Genomic DNA, 12,326 nt, shown 5'->3' with positions numbered 1-12,326 from the left:
GCTCAACATATCTTTCAAAAGTTCGCGTTCACTTCTCATTTTACCTGACAGTGATCGCTTTTACTTTTGATATTCTGATGGGAGAATGAAACAGCCCTACCCTTATCAAGGGGGGCAGGGGGGATCGAACCTAAAATCCATTTTTAATTTAATTATAACCAGCTACTTAACAGATAAAAGTTGCAGACAGGATGCAGGTGATCGGTTACGCTTCGATATACTGGCAATAGGTGGCTGGTTGGGGAATTGGCAGCCCTTGCTCTTGTAAACCATCCAGATGAAATTGAATTGCTTCTTTCATATTTTCTGTGATTTCCTCTAGGGTTTTACCGGTAGTAACACAACCGGGTAAATCGGGAACATAAGCGGAATAGTTATTTTCAGCTTTTTCGATAATAATCGCATAACGCACGATTTCTATTCCTCAATTATTTGATTTAATTTTTCCTTGAAAATCGTTGCTATTTCTTTATAGGACATCGTTTGAGGTGCGGGATATTTAAACCCGTCTTTTTTTCGGCTTAATAATACTTCTAGTGCTTCACTAAAAATAGCTTCTTCATTTCGATGTTCCGAAAGATACTGACGGAGTTCTGCGTTAGTCATTTCCGAAGGTGATTTTTTCATAATTCAAAGTTCCAATTCCCCTGTTCATCGATTAAAATGATTAGAAAGCAATTGACAGATAAAGATAGCGGTATTTTTCTATCAAGGAAAAGTTTTGTAAATTTCTCTACGATGTGCGACCCGTTGACAGATGATGGTTTGATTGGGTTTATCAATAGTCAGGCCAATCCTATAATCTGCAACTCTAATTTTATATTTATCTTTATGTCCTTTCATTTTATCGAGATAGCCTAATTCAAAAGGATTGTCAGTTTCTAATTCGGAAAATACGATCAACTCAACGCGAGATTGTATGTCTTTTGGCAAAGAGGCTAATTCTTTTAAAAATCTCTTTTTGTATTCAACCTTCCACATTTTTGTTTTTAAGCGATTCTAAATATTGTAAGGCTTTTTCTTTGTCTAGGATTTGATCATTTTCAACTTCTTCGATGAGTTTTCCCAGTCCGTAATCCTCTAGGATTTCTTCGATTTTTTCAAATTCAGCAATGGGAATCTGAACGGCAATCGGCTTTTGATCTTTGTCTAATACATAGCTTTTGTTAATTTCTAGCATTTGGTTCTCTCAATAGTATCATTTTCGCTATTTTTTGTCATGTTTTGGGCGGTATTTAACCGAACTAATTTTCTACCACTTTTCGCTTGTCTCTCCCTCCAATCGGCGCAAATCGCTTTTATATCGTAGTTGAAAGACTTGGCGTGTTCTTCTCTAATCTTATGAATTTCTTCGAGTATTTCATCTTCCCACATGGCTCATTCTCCCATTAACTCGTAAGGTGTACAGATTAGCGGTAATTTGTAGCCGAAATCCGCGCATATATTGAGAAGTTTTTTCTGAATTTGAGCATTAGTAATATGTTTACAGTTCCATGTTAACAGATAAAAGTTGCGGACAGGATAAAGATAGCGGTATCTTTCTGTTAGGTGTTATATTCTACAAGTCCTCGCGGGGAAAAATACGCAAAATGTCACGAGCAAAACGAGAACTAATCCCAGGCTATTCCTATCATATAACCATTCGCTGTAATAACCGAGAATTTCGCCTGACCCGTCTAGAATGCCGACAGGTATTACTCTACGCTATCAAAAAAGCGATCGAAAAGTACGGATTCAAACTCTACGCGCTCTGTGTGATGAGTAACCATATTCACTATCTCATCGAACCGAAAGACGCGGAAGACTTACCCAAAATTATGCACTGGTTGAACTGGTACACCGCCATGTGTTTTAACCGAATGCTGAATCGAACTGGTCACTTCTGGGAGAAACGCTATCACAGTAGCGGTTTTCCCACCACGGATACTAAGCGAGCGCTGAATACCCTACGCTATATTCACGCCAATCCGAAGGCTGCGGGAGTCCAAGTCGGATTCTTCTACGATTTTAGCGATTACGGGGTCTATGACCGACTCGGAGACGATGGCTTAACCACTTGGCATCCTGCGTTTTTGAGTCTGGGAGAAACCCTAGAGGAATGCGCGGCCAAATATCGCGGATTCTGCAAGAAATACCGGCCGCGACCGAAACCGGAAACCCGCAACCACTGGGGAAGTAAGCTACTCGCGGGGATAAAGCCGAAGAAAAGGTCTAAAAAATCCTCTCCGGGCCAATTGTCTCTCTGGTGGGAGGAATGGGAGGAAGTCACCCCAGAAATTCTCGCGGTGGCGGATCAGTTCGTTTTTGCCAACGCCTACAACCCCCGCGTCGCCGGGGACATACTACAATCATGTCGCAGACCGGACGGGGGGCCTGGGTGACAGGTATCGAAAACCAAGAACCCGCAAGGCTTCGTGGAAAATCAACCCGATACAATTCTTAAAAATTGGCTGTAACCTTTATATGTTACATTTTACAAGTCTCGACGCGAGAGAAGAAATCCCTCACTCCCTACCCCCTCCCCCATCACCCACCCCACTTCTCCAATCAACTCTTCCCACGCATGGCTAGACGACGTAGGGAGGTGTCCTAGGGGTGCTTTTAGGTCAAAAGTAACATATCCGTAGTATATCCAGATATTATTCACTCGCCAGCCTACTCTATCTCCGAAAGCGTTCCAAACTCTTTCATTATACTCCCGCGTCCCACCGAGTTCGCGGTAGATTTTCGCCTGCACGGAAAAACCAAAGCGACCGCCACTATATTTAACCCATAATTGGTCAATGGTTCGCAAATCCTCGCAGGGAAAATTATCGATATCTTCTACCCGTAGCCATCCCTCTTTTGTTCGGTTAGCTACCTGTAGCATCACTCTTGCGGTTTCTTCGTCCGCTTGCTTCCATTGCTGCCGTTTTAATAAATCCTCTAAGTTCCGATAATCGATTCCTTTGGCACTTTTTAGTTCGATTTCTTCCAGTTTCGGTGCTGCGGGTTTCGGGGTTTCTGTTATCGTTTTCGCCGACTCGCGATTTATCGGTTCCGTTTTAGGGGAAGGTGGGACGGGTTGTTGTGCTAGTTTCAGGGTAATCCGGTCATAAACTTTTAAAACCTTCGGATTCGTGGGGTCTAAGGCTAATACTCGCCTCATTAACTGTTTTGCTTCTTCTAGTCTCCCGTCACCTTCTAAATCTAACGCTTCCTCTCGCAGTAACGCGATATCGGTGATAGTTGCTTGTTTCGGTAACAGAATCAGATGATTCTTGTAGTTTGGTTCGACGGTGGAGTGGGGAGTCTGCGGGGGTTTGTTGTATTGTCGGTTGATTTCCGGAACTCGATGGAATAGATGATTACAAAGTCTCTCCACCGTCGCGCAATTCCTTTCCCCCTCAATTCGCAAAGCCTCCAGAAGCGCGTAGGTAAACGAACTCATTCCCAAAGCGGGAATTTGATAGGATTCTTCCCCCGGACTACAGGAAGCGATGGTAATCACTCCCTGTTGGGGTTTTCCTCCCGCGGATTTATTGCCGAATCGCGTCTCGTTCCGGCAAGAGTCCAACAACAGAATGATATTATCCGCGCCGCATTTGCGTAAGCGTTGGGTGAGATAGGTGAGAGAAATGGTGGTATCTGGGAGCAATTGGGAGTGTCCATCGTGGGGAACGAGGTAATCCTGTTCCTGATGTCGTAATCCGTGGCCACTGAAGAAAAACCAGAAGTTATCCCCCGTCTCCAACTGCGGGGACTCGAAAAATTCATGGAGGAAGATTTTTAAATTTGTGGCGGTGGGTTTCGTTTCTAGAAAAGTACCGCTAGGCGTTTTAATGGGGTCAGAATCATCGGTAAAGAGGAAAACCATGTCAAACTTGGCTTCTTCTTTACAATAGCGAAACATAGCCTTCGCGTCTTCGATGGCGCAATCTAGCTTGTTAAAGTGTCCCTGTTTATAGGCTGTAATGCCGATGATAAATGCCCAGTTCGCCATTAGTCCGCAGTCGGTGTGTTTTTCTCGTCTCGCTTGAATTTTAGGGTTAATCCGCCTTTAGTGCCGGTCTTAATCCCCGTCCCTAACAATTTTACTTCACCTTCTCCGGTAATCTCTACGCAAAGCTCTACTTCATCGAGTTTAAAACCGGTTTGCTCGTTGACCTGTTTCTGTGCTTGATTGAAGACTTTGCCGATAAGCTGGAGAAAATGGGAGAGTTCTGTCTCTAACTTCTCTATGCTCACTTTTACGCCGCGAGTCGCAGCTTCGGTGATAGTTTTCCTCGTGTCCCAGGGATTGTCATAGGTGTCGTTTCCTTTCGCATCTTTATCGGGGGTGACGGGGGTATCTTCTGCGGTGATAATCCAAATAGTTTCTTCTGGCATAGCGCTCTCGTTTTTCGGCAATGGTTCTCCTTTATTATTCTAGTTACCCATTGCTAACTCACCTATAGAGATAGGGGTTAATAGTCCCAAAAAAGGGGGTTTAAATACCCCCAAAGCTCATAAGTTTTATGTTTTAGAGTATTGGTTTTAAACCGTTTCTACCAAGGGACGGGTTAACTTATCCAACTGTTGGGTTAACAGACTCAGGAATAAACCCACATCGGTGACAATACCCACGGATTCTACAGAACCTCGATCGCTTAATTTTGTCACCACGGCCGGGTTAATATCAACACAGACCATTTTTACCCCCGCCGGTGTCATATTGCCCACACCGATGGAATGGAGCATACTAGAGAGCATGAGAATCATGTCTGCACCTTGAATTAAGCGGGAATATTCTTCCTGTGCTTTAATTAAATCCATCTCCGTATCCGGAAGCGGACCATCATCGCGAATTGAACCAGCTAGACTGAAGGGGACATTATTCTTGACGCATTCATACATTACGCCTTTTGTCAATACCCCGGCCGATACAGCTTTGGCGATGCTGCCGTGGCGACGGATGAGGTTGATAATCTTGAGGTGGTGACGATGGCCACCGCGCACGGGGATGCCTTTCTGCATATCTACCCCTAAAGAAGTACCCATGATCGCCTGTTCCATGTCGTGAACTGCGATCGCATTTCCCCCCAGTAAAGCGTGAACGTAACCATCGCGGATTAAACGGGAGAGATGTTGCGCTCCTCCAGTGTGAATGACCACCGGACCTGCCGTTACTACCACTTTACCGCCCTGGTCGCGAATTTTACGCATTTCCCAGGCAATCTGCTCCACGGTTAACTCGACTCGGCGCTCGCTGGAAACCCCCGCACCCATAAAGGTAAATTCCTGAGTGCTGTTGCGTTGTTCCCTGGATTCCGCCTGTCGGATAGTACGGATGCCCTCAACTCCCACCATAACGCGATCGCCAGCTTTTAAATCCCGCAGGAGAGTACATTTCGCCGTTTTGCCTTCCGGACTTTCAGTGACGACGATGGCTGCATCCATGCGTTGATTTTCCACCCGCACCCATTCACAGTTAACCCGCACTTCCGTGGGATAGATGGTGCTGACATAAAAATCATCGGGAGCGACCCCATCTTGTGCCACCACTGCGGTATTGACATCACAGATTTCTTGAGGACGAGCGGCCGCACCGAGGTCGATCAATTGTACCATGATCTCCTCCATTACCTCGTGAGAGGGTGCAGAAACGCGCACTTCGGCCGAGGAGGTACTTTGGCGCTCAATCCCTAAGGTGAAGTTTAAAACCTTGAAGCTGCCCCCATTTCCCACCACAACATCGAGAGCTTTATTCATAATTCCCGCGTCGAGCAGATGACCTTCTAGCTGGAGAATGCGACTTTCAATGGTGACATTAGCGTGATGGTCTGGAATTAAGGGTTCGGTGGTACGCAGGGTTAAACATTTAGCGGCTCCTCCTGCTTTTAAGAACTCTGTCAGGGGAGTTTGTACCACTTCAAACCCTTTTGACACTAACTTATGTTGTAAATCGTCACTAATTTTATTCATGACGATTACTTCACCGATATTCACTGCATTACAAGCAAAGTTAACCGCATCGGCTTCTTCAACGATAATGCGTTTTTCTTCGGGAATTTTTAACTCAATTAACCGATTAGAATAGGCATCAAAAGCATCGGGATAGTAGAGTAGATAACCGCCACTAAGGGGACAAAAACAGGTATCGAGGTGATAGAAACGTTCATCGATTAAACGTAGGGATAAAACCTCGATATCGAGCCATTTAGCGATTAAAGGGTGGGAATCTAACTCAGTTCTGAAGCCATATCCTGCCCATAACCAACGTCCTTCTCGATCTAATAATGCGTCTCCTGCACCTTCAAAGGGTAAATCTTTGGGCAGTTCGTGAACCGTAAAACCGTTATCTTCAAACCACTGCTTAAAATAGGGTTCTTCTCCCTGTCTTTCTTTGTGTAAAAAGCGACTGAGAACGACAGTTTTTTCCAGAACTAAACCTGCATTAGCGGTAAAAACCATGTCAGGCCAGCCTTTTTCTGGTGTGACTAAATCCACGAGCGCCCGATCTTTGAGAACATGATAAAGCTGCTGCCATTGTTGCCTAGCTTTTTCCTGGGAAGATTTGTGAATGTTGCCCTCCATCCAAGGATTAATCACATAATCCACATCGTAATGATCGGGAGAACACATCAAAAAGCGAATAGTTTCAGTCATATTTTTTGACAATGAATATTCAGTATAAGTAGTCTGGAGATAAGTTTAGACCAATCTTCCATTATACTCTACTTTGCGTCGAAACATCACAGACTTAAGATTAGGACAATTCCTGCGCCACAAGCTAAAAACAGCCTGATTTTAGCCGATAACTGACGGCGAAGCTGTTAAGTATTTAAATTGCTTGTGGAGATGAGGCAAGAGGCAACCCCCCCCGATGTCGGGGGGTAGGGGGGGGTGGGGGAGATTCAGCTGCTCTAAGGATAGGCGGTTAAAATGGGTCTTAGCTTAGAAGCTTAAATCATTGTAAATCCTGATGTTTAAATAACCCCATAAATTTCGATTTGCGTCCGTGTTCCTTAATTAAATTTTCTCGATAGGTTTGCCATTCTTCCCGTCTTCCCGACATATAAAAGGCATTACGAGCTTTTTTTAGCCATTTAATCGCTTCTTCGTAGCGATCAGCCTTTTTTTCGTCGAGTATCTTTTCCGCAGGAGGACGTGCGCGATCGATCACCCAGTTAGGATCGACGGTAGCAGCCGCATCCATTATCCGCCAAATTAGGTGAGACTGCACATAGGAATTATCAGAAACGACTTTAATTGCATCTCTAACTAAATTTTCGTGGAGAAATATATCAATTTTAGCCTCTGTGGAACGTCCACCGCTAAACTCGCGCAAGTAATCTAACAAGTCTAATTTTAAATCGGGCCAATCTTCCCCCGCTAAAGACTCAATTTTTTGGTAATGGGAAAAGGAAGGTTGGTCTTGAAATGCCTTAATTCTAGCGGCCAAAGCTGTATCTATATCCCCTAAAGATTGCGCTAGTTCACTTGTCCAGAGAGCTAATTGATAATAATAATTTCCTGGGAAATTTAGACCACTTCGGGCAATTATTAGGGCGGATTCTGGTGCGGATTCATCCCGTAAAGCTTTGGCAAAAAAGAAGGCTTCATCGTTTTTAGTTATCATGTTTTTTGCCGCTGCCATCGCTTCGTCAATGCGATCAAGATAGACTAACTTAGTTAGGTATTCTACCACTTGTCCTGAAGCTAAAGCTAGATTCAAATATTCCTGATCTTTTTCCTGTTTCTCGAAAATTTCTAAGCGAATAGAAGTTAATGTTTGGGCATAATCGGGGATATTATCTGACCACATTTCTGAAAAATTAGCCGATTCTCCCCGTAAAATCTTCTCTAAAACTGGATCGTCCCATCCCTGTTGTAAGGCCGCTAAACTCATCTCAAAATCGGCACTCCATTCATGCTGCCATTGCTCCATTTTTTCCCTTAAATCTTGCTTTTCTTGGGGATTAAATTCTTTACTTAAAATTGCCCCAGTTAAAACTCGATCGATTCTGGCACTTAAATCATCATTGACAGCACCGTAATCTTCTAAATTATCCCATTCCTCGATACAGGCGCTAATAATTGCTTCTAAAATAGCGATCGCATTATCCGGTTCTCCCTTTTGATAATAATCTTGGGACTCATCCACTAGGGCATAAATTTCATTAGAAATTGGATCTTCTTCGTAGTAATCTTCTTCGATCGCTCGCAGGGATTGCCGCAGTTCATTACGGACAGTATTACGATAAGCTTTGACATTAATAGTTATCTTCCCTCCCGCTTTATTAACTGGGGTAGCTGGCAATAAAAACTTATCAATTGTCTCGATAATTTCTGGGTGTTTAGCCACTAAATGATTAAGTAATTTTCTTAATTTACTTTCATCGATTGGTGTCAATAACTCCTCTAGGGAGGCTTTTTTAATAATTAATTCTGGTTGACGAGAACAGGTTAATAAAACCGCCACAATATGCTTACACCAACCCTCGTAATCGTAGGGACAGGAACAGGAGACATTCTCAAGATTATCTTGGTTAAAATCCATGGCAACTCGATAGGGTTTAACCTCACTACCATTCACTAAAGCTTGCAGATTTTGCCCCCGTTGCCAAAGAGAAATAACTGCACCGCTATCGTAATAATATTGACCGCGCTGATAGGAAGCATTGGTGCTATTTTGCCGGATAATTTTTTCATTGATAGGAGGAATAGTCATAGTCAGAAAAGGAGAGGATTGGGTGATAAAATCTTGTCTGTGTCAAGAAAACTGCCAGCACCGAGACAGACCACTGCATCAGCAACCGAGTCAACTTATCTTCAGTTTAGCCTAAATGTGCTATAGTAAAGACAGTATGGAAATTAAAAACATTCCTCTGTCCCAAATTCGTCGTCCTTTACCGCGACAAACCGATCCCGAAAAAGTTAATCAGTTGATGCAATCGATCGCTGAGGAGGGATTACGAGAACCGATCGATGTTTTGGAGGTGGATGGTCAATACTACGGTTTTTCCGGTTGCCATCGCTTTGCAGCTCATCAGCGTCTCGGTAAAGAAACAATTCTCTGTCGAGTTCGTCGCGCTCCTAAATCCGTTTTAGCTAAACACATCGCTTAAGCTGAGAAGTCCCATGAATGAGTCCTTATATAAATATCATCGGCAAAAATTAGAGCAGTTAATGGCAGAAATTGGCTGTAAAAATCTGGAAGAATTGAGTCGGTTATCGGGTCTATCTTCTTGGCAATTGCAGAGAGTTCGCCATGGTTTAATCGCCAAATTATCCTCTGAATCTTTGGTGAAATTAGCTAATGCGCTGCAGCTGCCAGTTAGCGATCTTCTCGCTCATTTTCAAATCCCGACGATGGGGACAGAGGATCGTTCAGGGGAATCAAAAATTCTCGAACAAGAGTATCAGAATTTACAGCAAAAATTAGACAAGCAAAAAGACGAATTAGCCGCAGAATTTCAACGTCAAAGCATCGAAGCGATCGAATCTTGGTTAGTTCAATGGCCCACGGCCGAGGCCGTTGCCCGCAAAAATCCCGACCTAGCAGCCGTCAAAATCCTCTCCCTAGTTAAACCGATTATGCAGTTACTGGAGCGCTGGGGAGTGCAACCAATTGACAGTGTCGGTGATCATGTTAGTTATGATCCGCAAATCCATCAATTGATCGATGGTCAAGCAGCAATCGGTACACCCGTTCTAGTTCGTTATCGGGGCTATCGTCATGGGGAAAAACTACTTTATCGTGCTAGAGTGAGTTTAATTAAAGTAGAAATGCCGGAAATTCAACCAGCAGAAACAGAAAATGTCACCGCTTAAAGTGATAATTCTTCCAGAGCTTTAGTGCTGTGAAAAATTCCCCCGTGGTCTGCTTTTATCGAAAAAATCGGGTCTAAAACCTCGCCTTAAGACGAAAAGTTTTTGGAGCGGGACATAAATCCCCATTACAAAACTAATGGCGGCTTGATAAACGCCCTCTGAACGGTTAAGATGATATATGATTCGGAGGGAAAAATATGTCAACGCCCTACGATAACTGTTTTGACCACATTACTGATCGTCCAACGAAATTCTGTTCGCCAGCAATGGTTACAGATGGTTTGCGGAGGTTTATTTGTTGCCGATGTTAGGATACTACTATTAGCGACGCTTAAGCGAAACCCAACCACACCAATATCGTCAAGAATGTTGGGTTTCGCTCAAACCATTGAATTGAGCAGTTTTCTCCTAAGGATTAAATCGCTCAACCCAACCTACAAGCTGAAGAATAATAATTCAATTTGTATTTGTGCTACTTTGAAAATATGAAAGCAACGATCCGAAACGTTAAAATTAGCGAAATCCCCACAGCGATCGAGCAGTTAGGTTTGTCTGCTCATGCGTGTGTCGATTTCACCATCGAGAATCATGAGATGACGGGAAACGAACAGGAGGAAACCACCCAAGCCTTGATGGAAGTGGTGAATGAAATTCGTGCTTATGCCAAGAGTCAGGGATTGACTGATGAGAAGTTGGAAGAGCTTTTAGTAGATGAATCGTGAACCCATAGTTATCGATACGAACGTCTTTATAAGCTTCGCCTTAAGCAGTACGACAACACCAGCTTTGGCTGTAGAATACGCGATTAATAACTTTATTATTCTGCAAAGTCCCGCAACCATAGGCGAGTTGGTCACAAAACTTCTTCTCCCAAAGTTCGAGAGGTACATTACACTGGAGCAGCGCCGACAACTGCTAGTAAGAATTTTGGAAATTTCGCTGCTGATTAGACCTACTGACCACACTGAAATTTGCCGAGATCGAGACGATAATAAATTCCTAAATCTGGCAACCAGTGGGGAAGCACGCTATCTCATTACTGGTGACAATGATTTGCTTATACTGCAACGCTATGGGAAAACAGAGATCGTTACACCAAGGGAATTTTTAAAAATTGTTCGGCGGTGAAGTACAAAAAATCCAGTTTGAGTGAGATGATCGAAAGAACAACATCGATATCGAAAAACACGGGATAGACTTTAATTTTGCCAAGACAAGTGACTTAAGTAGTAGGTTGGGTTGAGCAATAATAACTTTTGTCTGTCAAATATTAGTGACGCTTGAGCGAAACCCAACCACACCAATGTCGTCAATAATGTTGGGTTTCTAAGTAGCTGGTTATAATTAAATTAAAAATGGATTTTAGGTTCGATCCCCCCTGCCCCCCTTAATAAGGGGGGTGCCGATAGGCGGGGGGATCTGACAACTTTTAACGCCTACCTACTTAACTGGGATTGGTGCGTTACGCTAACGCTAACTTTTATCTCATCGGTAAAGATTGCAATCCAAAACAAAGACCTTGACAGACTCTTGTTAGGAAATTTAAGTCCAAAGTAGCGATTGTATCCTGAGAACTATGATAATAGGGATTACGCATATTAGCCGTATCTGTCACCATAATTGCCGAATAACCGCGACTCCAAAAAGGAGAATGATCGCTGCGTCGAGTATCGGGGACGATATAACCTCCAAAAATTACGGGCAACCATTCGCAGGGAGTTTGATTTTCTCGCAGGACTCGACTGAGAAAATTTAAATCCTTGCGGGTTTTGAGATTGCCAATCAAAGCGATAAAATCCCCAGTGTTGGGGTAAAAATATTCTAGAAAAGCTGGATATTTTTGAGAATGGGGATTTTTATCACAGTAACCGAGCATTTCTAAGGATAACATTAACCTTAAATCCTGCTTAGTTTGTTTTAATTTTTCTGCGTAGGCAATGCTCCCCAGTAATCCGTATTCTTCTAGATCGAAGGCAATTAAACGAATTGGATAATTAGCCTGATTCTCCCCAAAAAACCTCGCTAATTCTAATAATACCGCTAATCCCGTGGCGTTATCGTCAGCCCCCGGCGACCCTGGCACCGTGTCATAATGAGCGCCAATTAAAATCGGTGGTTTTTGACTATTATTAGGCAAATCTAAGATTAAATTTTCGTAAACTTTTCCCTGAAATGAGAAAAAATGTGATTCAACCTTTCCCCAATTGCCTAACTCTTGTCGCAGGTATTCTCGCACATAAAAATGTCCTTGACTAGAGAAAAAAGGGTTTCTTTCTCGGACAATTTGTTCTAGGTGTTGGCTTAAGCGATCGCTAAGAAGATCAAACATTGATAGCAGCAGATAATTTAATCAAAAGAGCCAATGGATAGAGAAACTGAGGGAAAAATCGGGGAGAATAATAATTGTTAATTAGGGTCTGCTGAAAAAGTTTTTCCTGGTGGCAGGGTGTGGGGTGTGGGGTGTGGGGTGTGGGGTTTTACCCATTTTCACCTGGTCAATTACCTAATTTTCAGGGAAAAAGTACCTGAAT

General features: G+C 43.3%; 15 protein-coding genes. 5 read left to right on the top strand and 10 right to left on the bottom strand.

Going from position 1 to position 12,326, the window contains the following annotated elements:
• Positions 1–205: 205 nt before the first annotated feature.
• The 5 genes from PX482_RS18555 to PX482_RS18535 all read right to left on the bottom strand — a co-directional run bounded on the left by PX482_RS18555 (position 206) and on the right by PX482_RS18535 (position 1,374).
• The gene (locus tag PX482_RS18555) at positions 206–412 is read right to left on the bottom strand and encodes a type II toxin-antitoxin system HicB family antitoxin (RefSeq protein WP_012267433.1); all 207 of its coding nucleotides are present in this window, start codon (positions 410–412) and stop codon (positions 206–208) included.
• A 5-nt stretch (positions 413–417) separates the two neighbouring features.
• Positions 418–627, bottom strand: coding sequence for a DUF6887 family protein (locus PX482_RS18550; protein WP_288025962.1), 210 nt, complete (start codon positions 625–627; stop codon positions 418–420).
• A gap of 81 nt (positions 628–708) precedes the next feature.
• Positions 709–981, bottom strand: coding sequence for a type II toxin-antitoxin system RelE family toxin (locus PX482_RS18545; protein WP_288094937.1), 273 nt, complete (start codon positions 979–981; stop codon positions 709–711).
• Positions 968–1,180: a RelB antitoxin-like protein gene (locus PX482_RS18540; RefSeq protein ID WP_002763396.1), complete on the bottom strand. Its 213-nt coding sequence runs from the start codon at positions 1,178–1,180 to the stop codon at positions 968–970. Before PX482_RS18540 ends, PX482_RS18545 begins: the two co-directional genes overlap by 14 nt.
• A complete protein-coding gene (locus tag PX482_RS18535; RefSeq protein ID WP_016516387.1) occupies positions 1,174–1,374 on the bottom strand; it encodes a hypothetical protein in 201 nt (66 codons plus the stop codon). The genes PX482_RS18540 and PX482_RS18535 overlap by 7 nt, the downstream gene beginning before the upstream one ends.
• Positions 1,375–1,589: 215 nt before the next feature.
• On the opposite strand from PX482_RS18535, the gene PX482_RS18530 reads away from it, so the two are divergent.
• Positions 1,590–2,381 (top strand): transposase, encoded by a 792-nt coding sequence (locus tag PX482_RS18530; RefSeq protein ID WP_149974946.1) that lies wholly within the window; start codon positions 1,590–1,592, stop codon positions 2,379–2,381.
• A gap of 92 nt (positions 2,382–2,473) precedes the next feature.
• Here PX482_RS18530 and PX482_RS18525 read toward each other — a convergent pair whose 3' ends face one another.
• From PX482_RS18525 to PX482_RS18510, 4 genes are all read right to left on the bottom strand, one after another.
• A complete protein-coding gene (locus PX482_RS18525; protein ID WP_288094936.1) occupies positions 2,474–3,982 on the bottom strand; it encodes a GUN4 domain-containing protein in 1,509 nt (502 codons plus the stop codon).
• Positions 3,982–4,368 (bottom strand): Pepco domain-containing protein, encoded by a 387-nt coding sequence (locus PX482_RS18520; protein WP_287669827.1) that lies wholly within the window; start codon positions 4,366–4,368, stop codon positions 3,982–3,984. The genes PX482_RS18525 and PX482_RS18520 overlap by 1 nt, the downstream gene beginning before the upstream one ends.
• Positions 4,369–4,515: 147 nt before the next feature.
• Entirely contained in the window at positions 4,516–6,627 is a 2,112-nt protein-coding gene (gene argZ / locus PX482_RS18515) for a bifunctional arginine dihydrolase/ornithine cyclodeaminase (RefSeq protein WP_288094731.1), read from the bottom strand.
• A 301-nt stretch (positions 6,628–6,928) separates the two neighbouring features.
• Positions 6,929–8,692, bottom strand: coding sequence for an SWIM zinc finger family protein (locus tag PX482_RS18510; protein ID WP_288094730.1), 1,764 nt, complete (start codon positions 8,690–8,692; stop codon positions 6,929–6,931).
• A gap of 115 nt (positions 8,693–8,807) precedes the next feature.
• Between PX482_RS18510 and PX482_RS18505 the strand changes: the two genes are divergently transcribed.
• The 4 genes from PX482_RS18505 (at position 8,808) to PX482_RS18490 (ending at position 10,923) form a co-directional block, all read left to right on the top strand.
• Positions 8,808–9,089 (top strand): ParB N-terminal domain-containing protein, encoded by a 282-nt coding sequence (locus tag PX482_RS18505; RefSeq protein WP_002763410.1) that lies wholly within the window; start codon positions 8,808–8,810, stop codon positions 9,087–9,089.
• Positions 9,090–9,102: 13 nt separating this feature from the next.
• Complete coding sequence (locus PX482_RS18500; protein WP_288094729.1) at positions 9,103–9,795, top strand: helix-turn-helix domain-containing protein; 693 nt, start codon at positions 9,103–9,105, stop codon at positions 9,793–9,795.
• A gap of 485 nt (positions 9,796–10,280) precedes the next feature.
• The gene (locus PX482_RS18495; protein WP_002799399.1) at positions 10,281–10,517 is read left to right on the top strand and encodes a hypothetical protein; all 237 of its coding nucleotides are present in this window, start codon (positions 10,281–10,283) and stop codon (positions 10,515–10,517) included.
• Positions 10,507–10,923, top strand: a complete 417-nt coding sequence (locus tag PX482_RS18490; protein WP_012266738.1) for a putative toxin-antitoxin system toxin component, PIN family — start codon at positions 10,507–10,509, stop codon at positions 10,921–10,923. Before PX482_RS18495 ends, PX482_RS18490 begins: the two co-directional genes overlap by 11 nt.
• 352 nt (positions 10,924–11,275) lie before the next feature.
• Here the strand turns inward: PX482_RS18490 and PX482_RS18485 are convergent, their stop codons facing one another.
• Entirely contained in the window at positions 11,276–12,124 is an 849-nt protein-coding gene (locus tag PX482_RS18485; protein WP_002763416.1) for a M28 family metallopeptidase, read from the bottom strand.
• Between the last annotated feature and the right edge of the window lie 202 nt (positions 12,125–12,326).

Source organism: Microcystis sp. M53602_WE12 (assembly GCF_030065455.1).
Lineage (GTDB): Bacteria > Cyanobacteriota > Cyanobacteriia > Cyanobacteriales > Microcystaceae > Microcystis > Microcystis aeruginosa.
This window is presented reverse-complemented; position numbering and strand designations above follow the sequence as displayed.